This window comes from Sporosarcina sp. JAI121, assembly GCF_013408665.1.
Classification (GTDB): Bacteria; Bacillota; Bacilli; order Bacillales_A; family Planococcaceae; genus Sporosarcina.
Window position 1 is genome coordinate 2032203 of sequence record NZ_JACCCL010000001.1, and the last position, 22260, is coordinate 2054462.

18 protein-coding genes are annotated in these 22260 nt (G+C 43.9%); 1 reads left to right on the forward strand and 17 read right to left on the reverse strand.

What is annotated here, in order from left to right:
• Positions 1–8: 8 nt before the first annotated feature.
• From mutM to citZ, 10 genes are all read right to left on the reverse strand, one after another.
• Positions 9–881: a bifunctional DNA-formamidopyrimidine glycosylase/DNA-(apurinic or apyrimidinic site) lyase gene (gene mutM, locus HDC33_RS09545; protein WP_179392212.1), complete on the reverse strand. Its 873-nt coding sequence runs from the start codon at positions 879–881 to the stop codon at positions 9–11.
• Positions 882–890: 9 nt separating this feature from the next.
• Entirely contained in the window at positions 891–3515 is a 2625-nt protein-coding gene (polA, locus tag HDC33_RS09550) for a DNA polymerase I (RefSeq protein ID WP_179392213.1), read from the reverse strand.
• A 137-nt stretch (positions 3516–3652) separates the two neighbouring features.
• Positions 3653–4654 carry a protease modulator HflC gene (gene hflC, locus HDC33_RS09555; RefSeq protein ID WP_179392214.1) on the reverse strand — a complete coding sequence of 334 codons (1002 nt, stop codon included), beginning with the start codon at positions 4652–4654 and terminating at the stop codon, positions 3653–3655.
• Positions 4654–5619, reverse strand: a complete 966-nt coding sequence (hflK, locus tag HDC33_RS09560; RefSeq protein ID WP_179392215.1) for an FtsH protease activity modulator HflK — start codon at positions 5617–5619, stop codon at positions 4654–4656. The genes hflC and hflK overlap by 1 nt, the downstream gene beginning before the upstream one ends.
• Positions 5620–5730: 111 nt before the next feature.
• On the reverse strand, positions 5731–7146 hold the full coding sequence (gene pnpS, locus HDC33_RS09565) for a two-component system histidine kinase PnpS (RefSeq protein ID WP_179392706.1): 1416 nt from the start codon (positions 7144–7146) through the stop codon (positions 5731–5733).
• Positions 7146–7856, reverse strand: a complete 711-nt coding sequence (locus HDC33_RS09570; protein WP_179392216.1) for a response regulator transcription factor — start codon at positions 7854–7856, stop codon at positions 7146–7148. Before HDC33_RS09570 ends, pnpS begins: the two co-directional genes overlap by 1 nt.
• A 17-nt stretch (positions 7857–7873) precedes the next feature.
• On the reverse strand, positions 7874–8350 hold the full coding sequence (locus HDC33_RS09575; protein ID WP_179392217.1) for a MaoC/PaaZ C-terminal domain-containing protein: 477 nt from the start codon (positions 8348–8350) through the stop codon (positions 7874–7876).
• Between the two features lie 93 nt (positions 8351–8443).
• The gene (mdh, locus tag HDC33_RS09580; RefSeq protein WP_179392218.1) at positions 8444–9382 is read right to left on the reverse strand and encodes a malate dehydrogenase; all 939 of its coding nucleotides are present in this window, start codon (positions 9380–9382) and stop codon (positions 8444–8446) included.
• 62 nt (positions 9383–9444) lie between these two features.
• Positions 9445–10713: an NADP-dependent isocitrate dehydrogenase gene (gene icd / locus HDC33_RS09585; RefSeq protein ID WP_179392219.1), complete on the reverse strand. Its 1269-nt coding sequence runs from the start codon at positions 10711–10713 to the stop codon at positions 9445–9447.
• Between the two features lie 84 nt (positions 10714–10797).
• Positions 10798–11913 (reverse strand): citrate synthase, encoded by a 1116-nt coding sequence (gene citZ, locus HDC33_RS09590; RefSeq protein ID WP_179392220.1) that lies wholly within the window; start codon positions 11911–11913, stop codon positions 10798–10800.
• Between the two features lie 183 nt (positions 11914–12096).
• On the opposite strand from citZ, the gene HDC33_RS09595 reads away from it, so the two are divergent.
• Positions 12097–13071 carry an AI-2E family transporter gene (locus HDC33_RS09595; protein WP_179392221.1) on the forward strand — a complete coding sequence of 325 codons (975 nt, stop codon included), beginning with the start codon at positions 12097–12099 and terminating at the stop codon, positions 13069–13071.
• Here the strand turns inward: HDC33_RS09595 and HDC33_RS09600 are convergent.
• From HDC33_RS09600 to HDC33_RS09630, 7 genes are all read right to left on the reverse strand, one after another.
• Positions 13061–13444: an FxsA family protein gene (locus HDC33_RS09600; protein ID WP_179392222.1), complete on the reverse strand. Its 384-nt coding sequence runs from the start codon at positions 13442–13444 to the stop codon at positions 13061–13063. The two genes, HDC33_RS09595 and HDC33_RS09600, sit on opposite strands and share 11 nt — an antisense overlap.
• A 63-nt stretch (positions 13445–13507) precedes the next feature.
• A complete protein-coding gene (gene pyk / locus HDC33_RS09605) occupies positions 13508–15268 on the reverse strand; it encodes a pyruvate kinase (RefSeq protein ID WP_179392223.1) in 1761 nt (586 codons plus the stop codon).
• Positions 15269–15495: 227 nt separating this feature from the next.
• A complete protein-coding gene (gene pfkA / locus HDC33_RS09610) occupies positions 15496–16455 on the reverse strand; it encodes a 6-phosphofructokinase (protein WP_179392224.1) in 960 nt (319 codons plus the stop codon).
• A gap of 71 nt (positions 16456–16526) precedes the next feature.
• Entirely contained in the window at positions 16527–17480 is a 954-nt protein-coding gene (locus tag HDC33_RS09615) for an acetyl-CoA carboxylase carboxyltransferase subunit alpha (protein WP_179392225.1), read from the reverse strand.
• 1 nt (position 17481) lies between these two features.
• Positions 17482–18342 (reverse strand): acetyl-CoA carboxylase, carboxyltransferase subunit beta, encoded by an 861-nt coding sequence (accD, locus tag HDC33_RS09620; RefSeq protein WP_179392226.1) that lies wholly within the window; start codon positions 18340–18342, stop codon positions 17482–17484.
• Positions 18339–18998 carry a FadR/GntR family transcriptional regulator gene (locus HDC33_RS09625; RefSeq protein ID WP_179392227.1) on the reverse strand — a complete coding sequence of 220 codons (660 nt, stop codon included), beginning with the start codon at positions 18996–18998 and terminating at the stop codon, positions 18339–18341. The genes accD and HDC33_RS09625 overlap by 4 nt, the downstream gene beginning before the upstream one ends.
• A 174-nt stretch (positions 18999–19172) precedes the next feature.
• Positions 19173–22250 carry a DNA polymerase III subunit alpha gene (locus HDC33_RS09630; RefSeq protein ID WP_179392228.1) on the reverse strand — a complete coding sequence of 1026 codons (3078 nt, stop codon included), beginning with the start codon at positions 22248–22250 and terminating at the stop codon, positions 19173–19175.
• Positions 22251–22260: the final 10 nt, after the last annotated feature.

Below are 22260 nucleotides of genomic sequence, written 5' to 3' on the forward strand. Positions count from 1 at the left end.
TTCAACATTCATTTTTGGCATGTCGGACAATAAACAGATGTCCTGCCCGCAATTTTCATACTGTTCGTGTCGGCACCGCAGGCAGGGCAATGTTTTCGGCCATACATTTTAAGCCGATCCTGCATTGTTCCAGCTTCCCCGTTAATATTTCGATAATCGGAAATGGAACTTCCACCGGCATCGATACTCTCTTGAAGAATGTCTACGATAACATCGAACAATTCGGTTTTGCGTTTCTTACTAATTCGATCCGCTGTCCTACCAGGATGAATATTCATCTTATAAAGCGCTTCCGTCGCATAGATATTCCCGCATCCCGATACAACGTGCCCATCCATTATGACTTCTTTGATTGGTTTCCGAGCATATTTCGGGGTAGCCGCCATTTCTAGAAAATGATTTCTCGCACCCGCAGCGAACGGTTCGGGGGCCATTTTCAATAATGGAGGATGGTCCGCTTCACAACCAAGAAACCGCAATTCCCCAAAGCGTCGTATATCCGAATAGACAAGCAATCCTCCGCCTTCCAGCGTAAAGACGACGTGGACATGATTGCGAAATTTCATTTCCTGAATGTCATCGACTTTTTCAACTGTGAACCATGCCCCTGACATACCTAAATGACTGACAAGAAGACAGCTGTTACCGTCTTTTGTTAAATGAAAATAAATGTATTTGCTTCTGCGTGTGACGTCTTTAATCGTCATCCCAGCCATATCCATGATAAAATCTTCAGTTGTAATTCCTTTTATCACAGCTTCTTTGCCTAGTTGTTTTGATTTGATGACCGTATCTGAAACGGTTACCTCCTGGATGGTCCTTCCGATCGCAACAGGCGCAAGTGCACGGACGACCCCTTCCACTTCCGGCAGTTCAGGCATTGTATCCCCTCACTTCGTATCATACCAAGATAATCCAAACGCCCATTCAACTTTCAATGGCACATCAAGTTCCAGAGCAGATTCCATCACTTCGGGTACGATTACTTTTAGTTTTTCGATTTCCTCTTCCGGTGCTTCAAAGATCAGCTCATCATGCACTTGCAGGAGCATGCGCGTCTGCATACCCTCAGCTTCAAGGCGTTTGGCCATTTCTATCATTGCCTTTTTAATGATATCAGCTGCACTACCTTGAATCGGCGTATTCATAGCTGTCCGCTCCGCAAAACTTCTCAAGTTGAAATTCGAACTAGTTATTTCTGGCAAATAACGTCGGCGACTCATGAGTGTTGTCACATAGCCTTTTATTTTCGCTTCTGCAACGCTGTCATTCATATACTGCTTGACACCCGGGAAGCTGCTAAGATAGGTGTCAATGAACTTTGCTGCGTCTTTTCTTGTGATATCCAAACTTTGCGAAAGTCCGTAATCGCTTATGCCATAGACAATTCCAAAGTTTACCGCTTTTGCCGCCCTACGCATATCTGAGGTCACCGACTCGCTATCCACCCCGAAAACATCCATTGCCGTTTTTGTGTGAATATCCGCGCCTTCTCGAAACGCTTCAATGAGCTTCTCATCTTGCGACATGTGCGCGAGTACTCGCAGCTCGATTTGCGAATAATCCGCGGCAAACAGGTACCAGCCCGGTTCAGATGGAACGAACGCGGCGCGAATTTTTCTTCCTTCTTCAAGCCGTACAGGGATATTCTGCAGGTTCGGATTGATGGAACTGAGACGCCCTGTTGTAGTGAGCGCTTGCTGGAACCGTGTATGAATCTTCCCGTCCTCAAATATTTCTTTCAACAGTCCTTCAATATAAGTCGAGTTCAATTTACCGAGTTGCCGGAAGTTTAAAATATGGCTGATGATTTCATGTTCACATTCAAGCTTTTCAAGAACGTCAGCTGCCGTTGAATAACCGGTTTTCGTCTTTTTAATCGGAGTAAGTCCGATTTTTTCAAATAGAATGACACCCAGTTGTTTAGGCGAGTTAATATTGAACTTTTCCCCTGCAATTTCATAGATGATTGCTTCAAGTTCCGCCAGTTTTGCGGAAAGCTCTGTTCCGATAGAAAGAAGTGTTTCCCGGTCTGTCTTAACGCCGGTCGTTTCCATTTTGCCAAGGATTGCCGCTAGCGGCAACTCCAGTTCGTGATATAAATCGTACTGATCGTTTTCCCGTAATTTCTGTTCAATTTCAGAACGCAGTTTCCAAATTGCTTGCGCTTTCCGGCCCGCGTGCTCCGCAATCACTTTTTGTTCCGGCTTCGATTTCTTTGCACCTTTTCCATAAATCACTTCATCATGCTCGACTTCCGTGTAGCCGAATTCACCTGCAATGGAGGCCACGTCAGTATAAGTGGTCGAAGGGTTGACGATGTACGTCGCAAGCAGTAGATCGAATTGGAATCCTTCCGTCTCTATACCTTGCCGCGCTAGCGACGCGTAAGCCGCTTTCGAATCGGACGTGTATTTCAACTTATCCGTATTTTGCAGCCAAATTTTTAACGCATCGCATTCTTTTGCGACTTCTAGCGGAACAAATAGTGTATGTTTTTCATCAGCCAGGCTGATGCCCAGAATCTCCGCAGTCAAATAGTTTTCATCCATCATTTCGACGTGGATTGCCATCTCGTTTGATAAATCCCCGTCCGCCAATTCCGAAACGATTGTCACTTCAATAGCTTCCTTAGGCTCTTCCGCCGCTTGCGGTGTGATTTTATCGAGAAGCGTCTTAAATTTCAATTCACGGTAAATACTCGTCACTTCGTCCATATCGGGTCCCTCATATGACAAATCAGTCAGGGTAACCGTGATTGGAGCAGCAACTTCTATCGTCGCAAGGTCTTTACTCATGAATGCCTGCTCTTGATTTTCCGTCAAATTCTGATTCAGCTTTTTAGCAGTAATCTTATCAAGTGATTTATAAACATTTTCAATAGAACCGTATTCAATCAGTAATTTAAGCGCCGTTTTCTCACCGACACCGGGGACGCCTGGTATGTTATCTGATGCATCGCCCATAAGGCCTTTCATATCAATGATTTGATGGGGTTCGATACCATACTTCTCCATGACATGTTCAGGTGTGTATTTCTCAATGTCCGTCATCCCTTTTCGAGTGATGAACACTGTAGTATTGCGACTTGCAAGTTGCGTTAAATCTTTGTCCCCGGAAATGACGACGATTTCAGAACCGTCCGCATCGCCTGTTTTACTGAGCGTGCCGATGATATCATCCGCCTCGTACTGATCCAGTTCATATTGAGGAATATTGTAGGCATCAAGAAGCTTCCGTAAATAAGGGAATTGCTCGGATAATTCAGGTGGGGTTTTCTGACGCCCCCCTTTGTATTCTCCGTATGTTTTATGCCTAAATGTTGTTTTTCCGGCATCCCATGCGACGAGAATATGCGTAGGTTTTTCTTCTTCCAAGATGTTTTGCAGCATCATTGTAAAGCCGTATACTGCATTAGTATGAATCCCGTTATCGTTGGTCAATAAAGGCAATGCGAAAAATGCCCGGTATGCAAGACTGTTTCCGTCAAGTAACACGATTTTCTTAGTCGTCACGTACATTCCACTCCTATTCAAAAAACGTCATCTTCATTCATCTTACCACGAGGGCAGGAGTAATTGAAAATGACGCGTCGTTCAGTCCCGATACTTGCGGGACTGACAGTCGTTTAGACAGGGTCCTGCATTATTCTTTACTCAAGATAGCCCGTCAGTACCTTCGCGTACGGCGAGTCGGCTGGGATAATGATCATTGTGTCGTCGCCGATTGTCTTCTTATACGACTGAAGTGTGCGGTATAAGTTATAAAACTCTGGGTCTTTCGAGAACGCATCATTGTAAATTTTTGCCGCCGCGGATTCGCCTTCAGCATGAATGATTGCCGCTTCTTTTTTCGCGGTTGCCAACATTTCCTGCACTTCGCGGTCTGTCTCTGCTTCGATTCGGCGTTTATCTGCATCCCCTTGTGATAAATAGGATTGGGCAGTCGATTGACGTTCGGAAATCATACGTGTATAAATCGACTGTTCGTTTTCCTCAGGCAAGTCGATACGCTTCATACGGACATCCACTACTTCGATCCCGTAGTTCCCCTCAGCTAAAAACTCATTTACCCTTTCCGTTACACGGTCATTCATACTACCCCGGGAAGAGTTTTCGTCATTGACGACATCTACATAATTCAGCTGACCGAGTTCTGTTCGGACAACAGAGTAAATGAACTCTCCTAACCGCGTTTCGGCATTAACAATATTCCTCGCGTTTGAAATCATTTTTCCCGGATCAGTGATTCTCCAAACCGAATAGTTGTCTATGATAATTCGTTTCTTATCCTTTGTGTTAATTTCCTCTTCGGACACGTTGTAACTCATCAAACTTTTGGGAAGAGTTGTAACACTTTGGATGAACGGTATTTTCATGCTCATTCCCGGTTCATGAACGATGCGTTTAATCTCCCCGAATTGGCGGACGACTCGGTATTCATCTTCTTTAACGATGAAAATATTGGCGATAACTATGACCGCTAATGCAAATAGCGCAGTAAGGATAAACGTCAATTTCGCATATTTCTTTATTTCAAACGGAGCTTTCGGTGTAACAGGTGCACCTGTTGCTTTTGGCGCTTTCTGTTTTGCACGCTGTTTTTCCAGAAACTTTTCTTCGATGGATTTAAATGGATTATTGTCGTTCGCCATCAGTTTCCATCCCCTTCCGTTTTCGGCTCAGCTGGTGGTATTGTATTTTCCAGTTGCTGCAACGGGAGATATTTCACCGTTTCGCCTGAATCGTTCATAATATAGATTTTTGCTTTCGGCAATACTTGTTCGAGTGTTTCAATGACAAGCCGCTGACGCGTAATCGCTTTATTCTTCGAATATTCTACTAGTAAATCATTAAACAGAGCGACATCACCGAGGGCTAGCTCGGTACGCGCCTTCTTTTGCCCGATTGCATTAGACTTGATGGCGTCAACTTCCCCGATCGCTTCATTCTTCTTTTGATTTTCATATTTTTTAGCTTCATTCGTCTTTGTGTTTTTCGTTTCGCGTGCATCCGTCACAGCTGTGAAAGCGGCTCGAACTTCGGCATTTGGAAGTTCGACATCTTGCAACTTTACGCCTTGAATAGCAATGCCGATATCGTACTTATCAATGAGTGTCGCAAGCAGTTCGCGTGTCTGCGCTTCAATTTCCGCTTTACCGTCCGTCAGTGCGGCGTCTATCGTAGAGCTGCCGATAATGGAGCGAATAGATGCTGAAGTTGCGTCGTGAAGGATTTCCTTCGGATTTTGCGCATTGAATAAATACTTCTGGGGTTCAGTGATTTTCCATTGAACAACCAAATCGGTAAGTACAATGTATTCATCCCCCGTGATCATCTTGGTTTCTTTATCGAACGAAACTAGCTCTCCCCCGGCATCTTGCTTGTATCCGAATTGCAGACTATATGTCTCTTTTGATAGAATTTCAGCCCTTTGAATAGGCCATGGTAATTTGAAATGAAGTCCGGAATCCGTCACTGTTGTATCTGCTTTTCCGAATGTGATGACGACAGCCTGTTCTGATTCGTCGACTGTATACCATGTTGTGAAAGCGACGATAAGTAATATAATTCCGGTGAAGATCATTCCAACTGTCATCAAGGTACGTCGTGTACTCATTTGTAAACCCCCTTCTCTTATGTATCAATCTGTTATACGTTCCATTCAGCCGAAAGTTTCATATAGTTTGGATTCGTTCAATAAAAAAACGAACCGCGGATAACGGATCGCTCAATTTCCTTGTTGCAAAGGAAGACATATGCGGATTAATGTTCCTACCCCAATTTCACTTTTGACTTCGACTGTACCATGGTGTGCTTCCACCAAGTGTTTGACGATGGCCAGACCAAGGCCTGTGCCTCCTGAGTCGCGGCTTCTTGCCCGATCGACACGATAGAATCTTTCAAACAGTCTCGATAGTTCTGTTTGTTCGATACCGATTCCTTCGTCTTGTACTTCTATGATAGCGTCTCTCGATTGTTTTTTAACTGTAACAGTTATTTTAGTCTGTTCTTTGGAATAGCTTATCGCATTTGATAAGAGATTCACCATCACTTGAATTAATCGGCCTGCATCGCCTTCAATGCTAAATTGATCGTCAATATCTAGAAGTATGTCCATCTTTTTTCGTTCTAAGTGACCAGAAACGATTGTCAATGCATCGTTCATCACTTCTCTAAGCTCAACTTGGGCGAACTGAAGTATAAAATTCTCCCTTTCCATAGCCGATAATTCTAGCAGATCATCAATCAACAGATGCAGTCTGTCGCTTTCTTTCTGGATGATTTCAAGGAATTCTTTCATTATGACAGGCTCGTTCATCGCGCCATCCAATAACGTTTCAGTAAATCCTTTGATTGATGTAATAGGTGTACGAAGTTCGTGGGAAACATTTGCGACAAAATCTTTTCGCACTTCTTCAAGTCGTACAAGTTTTGTAATATCATGCATGACAACCACAATACCGAGCCAATTACCATGATGGCCGATGACAGGTGCACCGTAAACGCCCATATAGGATAAATTATCGGCTATATCGAGCCGAACTTGTTTTTCATGAACTTGTTCTGTCATGAATACATCTTCAATAAGATTTTCTATTTCAATAGGTAAACCGATTGTCTTAAATGTCTTGCCGATGATCTCCTCTTTTGAAAATCCAAAAGTCTTTTCAAATACCCCATTTACAAGATTGACAGATCCTTCACGACCAAACATTAGCAGTCCACTACCCATACTTTCGATAAGAGTTTTCAAGCGCTCTTTTTCCATCATACGTAGCGTCGACATTTCCTGCAGATTGCTCGCCATCTTATTTATGGCAATGGAGAGTTCGGTGGCATACTCCGGGTCATCCATCTGTGTCCTGGCAAAATAATCACCTTGCGCGACTTGGATTGCTACCTTAGTGACTTCATCGACTGGACGGGCATATTGCAGCATCATCCGTGTTGCGATTAAGAGAGAGATAATAAATGCAATAATTAAAGTAACAACTAAATAACCCCAGTATTGCCGCTGCAGGTCTAACGGGACTTCTGTGGCGAATAAAGGGAAAAACTGACCGAGGACAATACCAAGGCCAGTTAAAAGAACTGAAAGAAGAATTGCACAAGCGATGACTAAACGGGAATAAAGGCCTTTCATCACGGTTTCGGCTCCTCAAATTTATAGCCAATTCCTCTAACCGTTTTGATGAAAATAGGTTTTTTCGTGTTTTCTTCAATCTTTTCACGTAAATGGCTCACATGAACATCTACGATGCGTGTATCCCCTGCAAAATCATAATTCCATACAGCACTTAAAAGCTGGTCACGAGAAAGAACCCGGTTTTTATTCTGCATGAAGTAGACTAGTAATTCGAATTCCTTTGGAGTGAATTCCAGCTCTTCTTTATCAAGGTAAGCTTCATATTGTTCTGAGTGCACCGTTAATAAACCGCTGGTCAACGTTCTATTTTCATCATTACGGCCAGCCCATTCACCACTGCGTCTTAATACTGCTTTTACGCGGGCGACAACTTCCCGCGGACTGAATGGCTTCGTCATATAATCATCCGCACCGATTTCAAGGCCGAGGACTTTATCAAGCTCGTCCCCTTTTGCGGTCAACATAATAATCGGAATATCAAGTCCACGCTGCCTTAATGTTTTACATACGTCAATTCCATCCATTTTGGGGAGCATTAAGTCCAGTAAAATCAAATCGGGCTTTTCCGTTTCTGTTTTAAGTATTGCTTCTTCGCCGTCAGCAGCAGTGATTGTTTCATATTGCGCTTGTTTCAAATTGTACTCAAGCAATGTTCGAATTGATTGTTCATCATCAACAATCAATATTTTCTTTAGATTTGAGCTCACTGTTCATCAATCTCCCGTCAAAAATTTTCCATCGCCTGTGATGTGAGACGTTCTTCCACTTTCGGCGGAGTGACTGTCACTGTTCCCGAAATGACAATATTTTGCTCTTCGTCACAAGCTTCAATCGAAATATCTATGGAGTTTCTTTCTTTATCAACATGAATGATTTCCAGTAAGAAATTGATAGTTGAATAATGATAAACAGCTTTCGGAAATGCCAATTGCTGTTTTGTAATATGTGAACCCGGACCTGGTAAGTATTTCGAGACGGCGGAGGTCACGATTCCCGTCAACATGATAGTTGGTACAATAGGTTTTTCATAAGCTGTCTGTGAAGCGTAATCATGCTGGATATAAAGTGGATTGCTGTCATTTGTCAATCCGAGATAGAGTAAGAGGTCTTTATCCTCTATTTTCTCCGTCAATTTCAATTTTTCTCCAACAGTAATCTCCACGATTTTTCTGCCGAGACGCCTTTTCTTCCCTAGTATCAACTTATATCCCCCTCAATATGTAATACTATAAGTTTAACAATAATCAGAAAAAAAATCGAGTAGCATATGCTACCCGATTAAATGAAGACTATATTAAGCAAGAACTTTCATGACAGCCCTAACTGATTCAGCAGAATTGGCCATTGCCGCTTTTTCACTTTCAGTCAATTCCAGCTCAATAACCTTTTCGATACCACCTGCGCCAAGCACAGTCGGAACACCAATGTAGATACCGTCAAGACCGTATTCGCCCTCAAGATATGCAATTGATGGAAGTACACGCTTCTGGTCTTTAAGAATCGCTTCAGCCATTTCAACGAGTGATGCTGCTGGTGCATAGTAAGCAGAACCATTGCCAAGAAGATTGACGATTTCAGCTCCGCCCTTACGCGTGCGGTCTACGATTTCATCAAGACGTTCAGCAGAAATCAACGTTTCAAGCGGTACACCGCCCGCATATGAATAGCGAATTAGTGGAACCATGTCGTCTCCATGACCGCCAAGTACGAAACCTGTGACGTCTTTGACTGACAGGTTCAATTCTTGCGCTACAAACGTACGGAAACGTGCTGTGTCAAGTACACCTGACTGTCCGATTACGCGTTCTTTCGGTAATCCTGATTCTTTGTATACTGTATAGGTCATTGCATCGACCGGATTTGTCAATACGATGATTGTCGTATTCGGAGAATGTTTCACAATTTCGCCTGTTACAATTTTCATGACTTTTTGGTTCGTCTGAACGAGATCATCACGGGTCATACCGGGTTTGCGTGCAATACCGGCTGTAATGATAACAATGTCAGAGTCTTTAGTATCTGCGTAATCTGAAGTTCCTATAATGTTCGCATCAAAACCTTGGACGGGTCCAGCTTCAAGCATATCAAGCGCTTTTCCTTTTGTCGGGTTTTCCATTTGCGGAATATCAACGAGCACTACATCGCAAAGCTCTTTTTGTGCCAAAAGAAATGCTGTAGTTGCACCTGTGAAACCAGAACCGATAACTGAGACTTTTTTACGTTTCATTGTCATGGAAAACTCTCCTTCTAGTCATATGAATGAGGGGGCGGACCCCCTCCGTTCAAGTTTTTCAATTAAAGATTTTTGATCAATTCATCAGCAAATTCAGATGTCTTCACTTCTGTTGCTCCGTCCATTAGACGAGCAAAGTCGTAAGTGACTACTTTAGAAACAATTGTTTTTTCGATTGAAGAAGTGATCATAGCCGCCGCTTCGTTCCATCCTAGGTGTTCAAGCATCAAGACACCTGAAAGCAGAAGTGAAGAAGGGTTGACTTTGTCAAGTCCTGCATATTTCGGTGCCGTACCGTGAGTTGCTTCAAAGATTGCATGTCCACTGATGTAGTTGATGTTTGCACCTGGAGCAATACCGATTCCGCCGACTTGTGCAGCAAGTGCGTCGGAAATGTAGTCACCATTCAAGTTCATTGTTGCAACAACATCGAACTCTTTTGGACGTGTCAAGATTTGTTGCAAGAAGATATCAGCAATCGCATCTTTAACGATAATCTTGCCTGCTGCTTCAGCGTCCGCTTGTGCTTTGTTTGCAGCATCCGTGCCGTCAGCATCCTTGATTTTATCGTACTGGTTCCAAGTGAAGACTTTATCGCCGAATTCTTCTTCAGCAACTTCATAGCCCCAGTTTTTGAATGCGCCTTCTGTAAACTTCATAATATTCCCTTTATGGACAAGCGTCAATGATTTGCGGCCCTCTTTAATAATATAATTAAGAGCAGAGCGTACTAGACGTTTTGTTCCTTCTTCAGAAATAGGTTTGATCCCGATTCCGGAAGTTTCCGGGAAGCGGATATTTTTAACGCCCATTTCATTTTGTAGGAAATCGATTACCTTTTTCGCTTCAGGAGTACCTTCTTTGTATTCAATACCTGCATAGATATCTTCCGTATTTTCACGGAAAATGACCATGTCACAGTCTTCAGGACGTTTAACGGGTGATGGAACACCTTCAAAGTAACGTACTGGACGCAAGCAAGTGTAAAGATCCAATTCTTGGCGAAGCGCAACGTTCAGTGAACGGAAACCGCCGCCGATAGGTGTAGTAAGTGGTCCTTTAATAGCGATCAAATACTCCTCGATTGTGTCGAGCGTTTCTTGCGGAAGCCATTCGCCGGTTTCGTTGAATGCTTTCTCCCCTGCAAGAACTTCTTTCCAAACAAGTTTTTTCTTGCCATCGTATGCTTTATCGACAGCAGCTTCAAGCACACGAGAAGCTGAATGCCAAATATCCGGCCCTGTACCGTCACCAATAATAAAAGGAATAGTTGCGTGATCAGGAACGTTCAAAACACCATCAGTTACTGTAATTTTACCACCGTTAGTCATTTATAATTTCCTCCCCATTTCAAAATCAGAGGACCGGCCAATCGAAATGCCGACCCATGTCATAGAATCCTTATCGTCCGTTTCTTATCGTTCCTCAATTGGAACGTATTTCTGCATGCCCGGCCCACTATAATCCGCACGTGGGCGAATCAATCTATTGTTCGCATATTGCTCACGAATATGTGCAATCCAACCCGATATACGGGAAACCGCAAAAATCGGTGTAAACAAATCATGATCTATTTCCAGAGAATGGTAAACGGAAGCCGAATAGAAATCGACGTTCGGCGGCAAATTCTTTTCGCCTGTAACGATTTCTTCGATTTTATTGGACATATTGTAATACTTTTCTTCTCCGCGAAGTTCTGTTAAACGTTTAGACATTTCACGCAGGTGTTTCGCACGGGGGTCCCCTTTACGGTAGACGCGGTGACCGAAGCCCATGATTTTTTCTTTGTTATCCAGTTTAGCTCTGATGAATGCTTCGACTTTGTCCTCTGAACCGATTTCCATCAGCATTTTCATCACTTGTTCGTTTGCTCCGCCGTGAAGTGGTCCTTTAAGGGCACCGATGGCAGCTGTAACGCCCGAATACATATCAGAAAGAGTTGCAACACAAACGCGTGCTGTAAATGTAGAAGCATTCAGCTCGTGGTCTGCATGAAGTACGAGTGCTTTGTCGAACGCTTCAATTGCGATTGCTGCCGGCATTTCGCCAGTAAGCATGTACAAGAAGTTTTCAGCATAGCCTAGCTCCGCTTTTGGAGCGACCGGCTCAAGTCCTTTGCGGATACGGGAGAACGAAGTAACGATTGTAGCGATTTTTGCTTGAAGCTTGATCGCTTTTTCGTAATTTGCCTCATCTGACATATCTTCCGCTTTTTCATCGTATAATCCGAGAAGGGAAACTGCAGTACGCAGTGCCGCCATCGGGTGTACATTCTCGATTGGGTAAGTTTTGAAATGGTTAAGCACTTCTTGAGGAACAGCCATGTTATCAGCAAGCTGCTTTTTCAACTCTGCGAGCTCAGTCTCTTTCGGCAGGCGCTGATGCCAAAGAAGATAAATTACTTCTTCAAAGCTGGCGTTTTCTGCAAGATCGTCAATATCATAGCCGACATATGTAAGTGTGTCATCAATAATAGAACTGATTGCTGACTGTGTCGCTACGACTCCCTCCAACCCTTTGGTTGATGTCATATATATCGCTCCCTCTTTCAGTATAGCTGTTCAATCCGCAAAAAAAAGCAGAATGACAGCCAATCTGCTGCTAATAAATATCTACCTAAAACGCTTACAGTGACTATTATAATCAATTTTGTCGATTTTGTGAATGGAAACGCTTGTTTTTGTTTTTTAAACATATAAATGAGGAGTTGTGCAATGCCAGAAAGTCGCAGCAAACGCCAAGCCTTCCAATCAATTTTAATGAAATGGCTGCCTGCTCTTTTGACAGGAATTATTCTTTTCGCGGTTCCTCCTGCAGCTATCGCTGTCATTATCGCCTACTTCACCGCACCTATTCTATCTTCAGTCCGATCAATGACAAAGCTTCCTTTAACAATTGCTACCCTACTCGTCATGACGCTCATGCTTTTTTTTATAAGTGCATTCACCTTTATTGCAATTCACGGATTGATAGACACGATTCCTGCTGTCGAAAATCATATAGCGCCGTTTACACAAAATGCCGATATACCGGGGAAACTGTTTACTTTTCTTGAGGATAAAGTCGTTGAGTATGGACATGCGTTGCTGGAATACTCGGTTACGATAATCAGTACTGCGTTTCAGCAGCTATTCAGTCTATTCATTTTTCTCGTTTCCTACTTTTTTGCGTTGAGGGAATCCGGGAAAAACAGGTACTGGTTTCTTGTCTATTTCCCCCTCAGCATACGTAAACCCGCAAAAAGAATGTTTACAGAATCAGGAAAACTCATCGGCACTTTTGTTTCTGTGGAAGCTCGTTTATTTTTCCTGACATTCTTAATCATTACAACCGGTTTCTTCTTTCTTAGATTCGAGTCACCAGTCGGTAATGCTTTTCTAATTTCACTCGCCGACAGTCTTCCATTTCTTGGAATAGGACTATTCCTTCTGCCAATGGCCGCTTTCTTTCTGTATACGAATAACCTGTTTCTTGGAATTTCAATTATATTGCTTTATTTATTCACTATGATTACGCGACAAATGGCAGAATCGTACATGTGGGCATCCACATTTCAAGTGAAACCCATCCATGCTTTTTTCATCACTGCTTCATCTTTTTACCTGTTCGGGCTGCCTGGCATTTTACTGACGCCATTCTTGCTTTTTGCCGCATTGAAAATTAGACAGCACCCGTTGTTCACCGTATAACAATCTGGCCGTTTTTCATCTTATTATAAATCCACTTCTGGATGATAGGCCTTATTAAATTCCTGGGTCCATTAAAAAGCAATAGAAGACCTGTGATATCGGTGATAAAACCGGGCATGATCAACATAATCCCCCCGAAAAGAATACAGGCGCTATCAATAAGTGCATCTCCCGGCGTCTCCATGGCTGCCATGCGTGTTTTCAAGTCAGTCCAGGCTTTCATTCCTTGCCATTTCGCCAGGTAGGCACCGCCAATTCCCGTTATCAGGATAATAGCTATTGTCGGCAGAAGGCCCAATGTCTTCCCGGAAAAGAAGAGTATGGCAAGTTCGGCTGTCGGGATGGCGATGAATGCGAGTACAATCCATTTCATAATATGTTTTCATCTCCTAAAAAAGGCTGCTAACCGAACATATCGGAAGCAGCCTTATCCTATTTACAAGACGCTGGCGTGTCCGTTGTAGATAACGCCCGATTCAGCATCCATCGTAATTTCAGTGCCGTGCCGGATAATTTTTGTGGCATTTTTAACCCCCACAATAACCGGAATGCCCAGACTCAGTCCGACAATAGCACCATGACTAGTCAACCCGCCTTCCTCGGTAATGAGTCCGGCGCACTTCTCGATGGCAGGCATCATGTCACGATCAGAACCGTTTGTAACAAGGATTGCGCCCTCTGTATCATAAGCCAATGCTTCAGTTGCATTTTTAGCCACAACTGTACGGCCGAACGCTACATCTTTGCCAATCCCTTGTCCCCGCGCTAGTAAATCACCGATGACATGGATTTTCATCAAGTTCGTCGTACCGGCCTTGCCGACAGGCACGCCAGCAGTAATGATGACAACGTCACCATGTCCGACATATTGATGTTTAACACTTTCTTCTACAGATTCCTGCAGAATTTCATCGATCGATGACACTTTTTCCCCGACAATCGGGTAAACGCCCCAAACAAGTGATAGTTTTCTTGAACAAGCTTCAGATGAAGTAACGGCGATAACCGGACAACCGGGACGGTATTTGGCTATCATTTTAGCAGTATGCCCGCTTTCCGTCGGTGCAAGGACAGCCTTAACTTTTAAGTTGATGGCCGTGTAAGCCGCTGCTTGGCCGATCGCCTCTGTCATATTACCGTGTTTTTCACGACGGCGCGTTGAAACAACGGAACGATAATCGATAGCTGCTTCCGTCGTACATGCAATTCTATCCATCGTCTGGACAGATTCGACAGGATATACCCCTGCAGCTGTTTCTCCGGATAGCATGATTGCATCGGATCCGTCCAAAATCGCATTTGCGACATCACTCGCTTCCGCACGTGTAGGACGTGGATTACGCTGCATTGAATCAAGCATTTGTGTAGCTGTGATAACCGGCTTACCCGCTTGGTTACATTTTTCAATCAAATTCTTCTGGACAAGTGGTACTTCTTCAGGTGGAATTTCTACACCCAAATCACCTCGGGCAACCATAAGACCATCCGAAACGTTCAGGATCTCATCGATATTGTCTACGCCTTCCCGATTTTCGATTTTCGGAACGATTTGCAAATGAGATCCGTTGTTCTCCTCAAGAAGTGCACGTATTTCCATAACATCGGAAGCCCTTCTTACAAATGAGGCAGCAATGAAATCGACACCTTCCCGAATACCGAATAAGATATCTTCCGCATCCTTTTCTGTCATCCCGGGAAGTTGTACCGAAACACCAGGAACGTTCACACCTTTATTGTTTTTTAACATACCTGAATTAATGACAAGTGTATGGATCAACCCTTGCCCCTCATCCTTACCGGTCACTTCCAATTGGATAAGACCATCGTCCAATAGAATGACGGAACCTTTCTCGACATCTTCAATCAGTTTATCGTAACTGACTGAAAATACATCATTATTCCCTTCGACTTCCGTCATGGAAATATTTATTTTTTGCCCGGCTTCAAGATCGACTTGGCCGTTCTTCATAATATGGGTCCGAATTTCAGGACCTTTGGTATCTAACAGGATACCGACGACTTTCCCTTTTTCACGGGCAACTTTATTAATAGTTTCGATACGAGATTTATGCTCTTCATGATTACCATGAGAAAAATTCAGCCTAGCCACATTCATACCAGCATCAATAAGTTGTTCTAGAATTTCCGGTGATTCACTTGCGGGACCTATCGTACACACTATTTTTGTTTTTCTCAATTCCTATCGCCTCTTTTTAGTTTTTTGAACAACCAATCATTCCACCCCAACGTAATTGCGCCTGAATTCCGAATTAATCTTGCTCGATACACTTTTCCGTAAAACTCGCGGCACACGTCGGAGGCTTTAACTTTATACAGGCGGCACTTTTTACACCCAATGAATTATAGACATCGTCCGCATTCATCCCACCACTTTTGGAAGTGGAATACTTCTGCTGAATAAAGTCAAATAGATAATTCTTTGGACAATTTATACATTGCCACATCTAGACTATTCGACTGTTCGAAAACGTCCGTTAGATTATAGTCTACCACCACATGTTTTTGCATGCCAATCGCAATGCCTCCACGGCCTTCTTTCAATACTTCCACAGCTTTTGCTCCATATTGGCTGGCAATGACGCGGTCACGCGCAGAAGGGGAACCTCCCCGCTGGATATGCCCGAGCACGGACGAATGCGTTTCAATATTCGCTTCGCGCTTCAAAATTTCGGCAAGCTCAGGAGCCGACATAACACCTTCAGCAACAATGATGATACTATGCTTTTTACCGCGTCCCGAACCGCTTTTTAGCCGTTCTATTATATCGGGTATTTCATATTTCTGCTCTGGGATAAGAATCGTTTCGGCACCGCCAGCCAGCCCCGTCCATAACGCGAGGTCACCTGCATTACGGCCCATAACTTCAATGATGAATGTTCGTTCGTGAGATGTAGCTGTATCCCGGATCTTGTCAATTGCATCAATGACCGTATTCAGTGCCGTATCAAAACCGATTGTGAATTCGGTGCCATTGATATCGTTGTCTATCGTGGCTGGGACACAGACACATGGTAAACCGAGAGCTGTCAACTCTTGTGCGCCTTTGAAAGAACCATCGCCGCCAATAACAACAAGTCCTTCGATACCGTTCTTCTGCAATTGGCTCAGGGCTTTTTTACGTCCTTCCAAGGTCCGGAATTCGGCACTGCGGGCGGAACGTAACATTGTCCCGCCGCGCTGGATAATATCACCTACTGAACCCAGTTCCAGAAGTTCGATTTTCCCCTCAATCAACCCTTGATAGCCATTAAAAACACCTGCAATTTCAAGTCCTTCGTAAATTGCCTTACGAACGACTGCACGGACCGCGGCATTCATACCCGGTGCGTCCCCCCCACTTGTCAACACGGCAATCTTCTTCATACAAATCACCTCTATTTAGTATGGTATATACTTTTTTAAACACGAAAAGATGCGGTCACCCGCACCTTTCTTTATTCGGAAAAAATACCAATCTGCCGAAATTTTTTATACCGATGATCAACGAGCCCATTGCCATCCATCGAGCCTAACTCTTGTAATGAAGTCCGGATTGCGTCCTTAATATGGGCGGCTTGCACTTTTGGATCACGATGGGCCCCACCGCGAACTTCGGGAATAATCTCATCGATAATCTTCATTTCTTTCAGGTGTGGAGCTGTGATTTTCATCGCCTCGGCTGCCTGTTCAGCTAGACCAGAATCTTTCCAAAGAATAGTTGCAGCACCTTCAGGAGAAATAACGGAATAAGTCGAGTTCTCAAGCATTAGGATATGGTTAGCTACTCCTAAAGCCAGTGCCCCGCCGCTTCCACCTTCTCCGATGACGATTGAAATGACCGGGACAGTTAAACCAGCCATCTCAACAAGATTGCGTGCAATCGCTTCGCTCTGCCCACGTTCCTCAGCAGCTTTACCTGGAAAAGCACCTTTCGTATCAATGAAACATACGATTGGCCTACCAAATTTTTCTGCCTGTTTCATAAGTCGCAATGCTTTCCGGTAACCTTCAGGATGAGGCATACCGAAATTCCGCCTGACATTCTCTTTCGTGTCTTTACCACGCTGATGACCGATTACCGTTATCGGAATCGATTCGAATGAAGCGATACCACCAATAATCGCAGCATCATCGCCGTAAGTACGATCCCCATGCAGTTGCATGAAATCATCAAAAAGGGCATCTATATAATCCATCGTCGTTGGACGCTCCGGATGTCTTGCAACCTGAACTCGATCCCATGGCTCCATGTTTTCATAAATCTCTGTTTCCAAGTTTTTCAAACGAATTTTCAACGTTCCGATTTCATCCGAAAGATCTACTGAATTGGTCTCCGTGAACTCCTCAAGCCCTTCGATTTTTTCGCGCAGCTTGACAATCGGTTCCTCGAATTTCAACGTCTTGCCCATTTCAGTTAGCCCCCTTTCCATGAAGTCGCACAATTTTGGATATGGTTTCTTTCATATCGGCACGGTGGACGACTGCATCCAATTGACCGTGTTCCAGTAAGAATTCCGCGGTCTGAAAGTTATCCGGCAATTTTTCCCTTACCGTCTGTTCGATTACCCGTCTGCCTGCGAAACCTATGAGTGCTTTCGGTTCTGCAAGATTAATGTCACCGACCGATGCAAAGCTTGCCGATACACCGCCCGTCGTTGGATATGTCATGACTGATATGTAAAGTAGTCCTTCATCAGCATGTCGATTTAGAGCGACACTTGTTTTAGCCATTTGCATAAGCGATAACACGCCTTCCTGCATACGGGCTCCGCCGCTAGCCGAAAAGATGATGACGGGAATACCGAGTGTAGTTGCTTTCTCGATTACCCGCGTTATTTTTTCACCGACGACAGATCCCATTGATCCCATCCGAAAATGGGAATCCATGATAGCAACAGCTACCTCCTGCCCGTTGATTTTTCCGGTTCCTGTCAGGACAGCTTCATTTAAACCGGTTTTTTCCGCGTCCGATTCCACTTTTTCAGTATAAGCGGGGAAGTTGAGCGGGTTTTCAGTTTTCAGATGATTGTCAATCGATTCGAAGGTTCCATCATCAAACAGACATGCCACACGTTCTGTTGCTGTCATCTTTAAGTGATAATCACATTTTGGACAAACTTTCAATGATTTGATTAAATCTTTCGTTAATACAATATGTTTACATTCTGGACATTTAGTCATTAATCCTTCGGGTACGTCGTTTTTCGCGTCAACGGAAGGAATCGTCGTCGTATGTTTTTTTCTATTTTTTTTAAATAGATCTATTCTCATTTCCTTCTTTCCCCTCTTTCACTTTCAACTAGTTCAATCCATTCTGAATAAGCTGCCAATGTTGAAATTACGTCGCCCTCCGACAAGTAATTTAGTAATCTTTTGACGATTTCATTTTCATCGGATTTTGTCATCTCTTCGAATGGTACCTTACTATATTGTTTTAATAAGAACCAGATTTTTAGCGACAGTCTGTTTCCCGTCGCCACGATCATCTCCCGAACCAGGTCTTCTCGCAAGATTTCACCGTCCACATCGATTTTTGCAAGTAAGCTGTCCCATACAGGCAAACGCCTCAACTCGGTGTCCTGACATACGGTGATGATTGCCGCCTTTTCGTGGATGCTGCGGGTCTCTTGAACGTCTGATACAGAATCCGGATGTTGCATGATGAAAGCAGCTAGAACTTCAACAAGCTGATGCTTTCTGAAATCAGCAAGGAATGTCCCTTCACCGCGCCTCGTTTCAATAAGGCCGAGAAGTTCGAGACTTCGCAGCGCTTCGCGGATTGTCGATCTTCCTGCTTGGAGACGCTCTGCAAGCTCGCGTTCAGAAGGTAGCTTTCCACCTGTTTCAATGCCTTCTTCTCTAATTATCGATCTGAGTTCACCGACAATATCGAGAAACATTTTTGAAGTCGGTTTTGAATTTTGCATTCATGGACCCCTTTGAAAATATACATGATGAAAAGTGGTCTGACCACTCCTGTCTATAGCATACAGAAAACGCCACTGAACGTAAAGTGAAAGCTGAAAAGTGGGGATATATGACTAATCCCTTATGAATTTGCATGATTAAACTAATACCATCCTATGTTGGAGGCTAGTCCCTTACAGTTTTTCCGTTTGCTGAACTAGTATCTGGGGCTTGCCCATACGACGTTCGATGGTCCCTTCAACTTGAATCATAGCCATCTCAGTAAGGAGAGGATTTGAAACCATATATTGTTTCGGGAAATATGTGCAAGAAATTGTACCGGTTTCATCTTGAACCGTAACGAACGCCATCGATTCCCCTTTTTTTGTACGGATCCGCTTAACATCGGTAATAAGGCCCGCGATATTCACATTCATTCGATCAGGAAATGTATCGATAGAAGAAATGTTATGGAATCCCCCGCCCATATTTTTTTTGACTTCAGCCGCTGGATGTTCCGACAAATAGAAACCAAGCACTTCCCTTTCATATTCAAGTTGCATCATACGCGGCATTGTCCCACCCGGAGAATATTTCGGACTGGCAATCGAACGTAATGCTTCACTGAGAAAATCATCGCCATCATCTGGACGGATGAATAACGCATGGGATATCGCGGCATCAATGGAAGTAAGAAGTACAGCCCTCGGTTCACCAAAATCATCGAGCGCCCCCGCTTTCACAAGAGGTCGAACAGCTTTCTCCGTGAATACTCCTCCCCCCAATGATGCCGACATATCAAACAATGTCTTCCAATTGCCACCGGACTTCCTAGCATTTTTGATGGCTTCATAAAAAGACGGTGTGACACCTTTTATAGCACCTAGTCCCATCCGAATTGAGCCTTTTTCGACTGTATGCATGTATTTACTACGGTTAATAGAGGGAGGTAGGATTTTGACACCGACAGCTTCTGCTTCACGCATAAGCTCCATTGTTTTATCACTGTTTCCAGTTGTAGAAGATAATAGTGCTGCGTAAAAATATGCAGGCTCATTGGCTTTCAAATAAGCAAGCCGATAGGAGATAAGTGAATAAGCGACTGCATGGCTTTTTGGAAAGCCGTAGTCAGCAAATTTCACAATGAGATCATAGATTGCAACGGCCGCATCTTCCGGAAAACCGTTTTCCACCGCACTTCGCGTAAAATGAATCCGTTCCACCTCTAGTATTTCACGTTTTTTCTTACTGACAGCCCGCCTTAATAAATCAGCTTCCCCCATCGTAAATCCCGCAACCCGGACAGCAATCTCCATGATTTGTTCCTGGTAGACAATAACTCCATACGTTTCTTTCAATACTCGTTCGAGTAGCGGATGGATATAGGAAATGTGTTCGTTATTATTTTTACGGCGACTATAGAGCGGTATATGATCCATCGGTCCGGGTCGGTATAGAGCGTTAGTTGCGAATATATCATCGAACTTAGTCGGGCGGATTAACCGGAGTGCATCTCTCATTCCGTCCGATTCAAATTGGAAGATTCCAGTCATTTCCCCCGCTCTGAATAGTTCGAATGTCTTTTCATCGTTTAAGGGGATTTTTTCAAAATCTAGACGAATCCCTTTGTCATAGGCAATCATTGATCTGATACGCTCCAGCAGAGTCAGGTTACGCAGGCCCAGAAAATCCATTTTCAGTAATCCTTGCTCCTCAACATCTCCCATCTGCCATTGGGTCAGATAGACGCCCTCCGTCCCACTTTGAAGCGGGACCACATCCACAAGGGGAACCGGGGATAAGATCACTCCTGCCGCATGCGTCGAAGCGTTCCGGGGTAACCCTTCAAGACTGATTGCCGCTTTGAACCAGTCGTTGCGAATCGGGTCAATCGCAATCCAATCACGAAGCGCTTTCGACCCAGCAACCACTTCTTCAATGGAAGTTCTGTGCCTATTCGGAATTTCTTTCGATAAGTAGGCCATCTCTTCATTTGAAAAGTCGAACACTCTTGCAACATTTCGAGCGACAGATCTTGCGGAGAGTGTTCCAAATGTGATGATTTGTGCGACATGCATCTTGCCATATTTCTGTGCGACATAGTCAATCACTTCCCCGCGGCGGTTATCTGCAAAGTCAATATCGATATCCGGCATTGTAACGCGGCTTGGATTCAGGAATCGTTCAAAAATAAGGCCGTATTTAATTGGATCGACATCAGTTATACCTAGAGCATAAGCAACGAGCGAGCCTGCCGAGGAACCGCGGCCCGGACCAGTCAATATTCCCTGTTCTTTGGCATAGCGCATAAAATCCTCGACAATAAGGAAGTAGTCCGCAAAACCCATTTTACTAATGACATCAATTTCATAGCGGAGACGTTTACTATATACCTCTTCTACATTCCCTAGCCTTCGTTGTAAACCCGCTTCGCTGTTTTTTGCCAGAAGAGTTGTTGACGTTTCTCCGTGCGGAACCGGAAATACCGGCATAAGCGGTTGGCTTGGAGACAGGGCTGCATCGCATGATAAAAGGATATCCGATATATTCGCAAGCCATTCCGGTTTATCTGAAAACCATTCTGTAATCTCGCTTTTTTCAGGCAAGTGTGCAGCTACCCGGCTATTTACAGGCCTTGCCGGGTCATTCAGCTTATACCCTGTCCGAATTGCTTCAGCTATTTCGTAAGTAAATGCATCCGCTTTATCGATATACCTGCTTTCGTACACAGCTGCGATAGTTGTTTGGGTCGATTCTGCAATTGATTCAATGACCGTCTCGTCGGGATGCTTAATGCCTTCAGGTCTGCCGATACCAATGACGATTGAGGACTTATCGCAATCTTTTATGAAATTACGGAAACCTTCTTCATTGCAGGAAGCATTCCAGGATACATCGGTCAATGGGCAGACGATGATGCAGCCCACACTGTAAGCTTTCAGCCATTGAAGGGGCAGTGTCTCGGATTCCCTCACTGAAACGGCACTGCTCATTTTCAACAGATTTCGATATCCTCCGTCATCTTTTGCATAGACGTATAGAAGAACAGCTTGTCCATCCGGAGTTTCTACAAAGACGGATAAGCCTATAACAGGACGAATCCCTTCTTTTATCATCGTTTTATAAAACGAACGGATGCCATACAATTTAGAGTTGACGATGGCAACGGATTTAGCCCCTCTCCTTTTTAGAAGCGGGGCTAGATCGTCAAGTTTTATTATTCCGCGCAGAAGATCTGCACCAGTTACTACTTGCGGGTAGACAAGTGTCAATGCATTCCCT

What these genes read in the sequence shown, in the direction of transcription:
- pnpS (WP_179392706.1), bottom strand. Translation starts at nt 7,146, where the DNA reads ATGAAAGGCCTTTATTCCCGTTTAGTCATCGCTTGTGCAATTCTTCTT.
- HDC33_RS09625 (WP_179392227.1), bottom strand. Translation starts at nt 18,998, where the DNA reads ATGCAAAATTCAAAACCGACTTCAAAAATGTTTCTCGATATTGTCGGT.
- hflC (WP_179392214.1), bottom strand. Translation starts at nt 4,654, where the DNA reads ATGGCGAACGACAATAATCCATTTAAATCCATCGAAGAAAAGTTTCTG.
- HDC33_RS09595 (WP_179392221.1), top strand. Translation starts at nt 12,097, where the DNA reads ATGCCAGAAAGTCGCAGCAAACGCCAAGCCTTCCAATCAATTTTAATG.
- HDC33_RS09600 (WP_179392222.1), bottom strand. Translation starts at nt 13,444, where the DNA reads ATGAAATGGATTGTACTCGCATTCATCGCCATCCCGACAGCCGAACTT.
- hflK (WP_179392215.1), bottom strand. Translation starts at nt 5,619, where the DNA reads ATGAGTACACGACGTACCTTGATGACAGTTGGAATGATCTTCACCGGA.
- mdh (WP_179392218.1), bottom strand. Translation starts at nt 9,382, where the DNA reads ATGACAATGAAACGTAAAAAAGTCTCAGTTATCGGTTCTGGTTTCACA.
- mutM (WP_179392212.1), bottom strand. Translation starts at nt 881, where the DNA reads ATGCCTGAACTGCCGGAAGTGGAAGGGGTCGTCCGTGCACTTGCGCCT.
- pfkA (WP_179392224.1), bottom strand. Translation starts at nt 16,455, where the DNA reads ATGAAGAAGATTGCCGTGTTGACAAGTGGGGGGGACGCACCGGGTATG.
- icd (WP_179392219.1), bottom strand. Translation starts at nt 10,713, where the DNA reads ATGACTAACGGTGGTAAAATTACAGTAACTGATGGTGTTTTGAACGTT.
- citZ (WP_179392220.1), bottom strand. Translation starts at nt 11,913, where the DNA reads ATGACATCAACCAAAGGGTTGGAGGGAGTCGTAGCGACACAGTCAGCA.
- HDC33_RS09615 (WP_179392225.1), bottom strand. Translation starts at nt 17,480, where the DNA reads ATGGGCAAGACGTTGAAATTCGAGGAACCGATTGTCAAGCTGCGCGAA.
- accD (WP_179392226.1), bottom strand. Translation starts at nt 18,342, where the DNA reads ATGAGAATAGATCTATTTAAAAAAAATAGAAAAAAACATACGACGACG.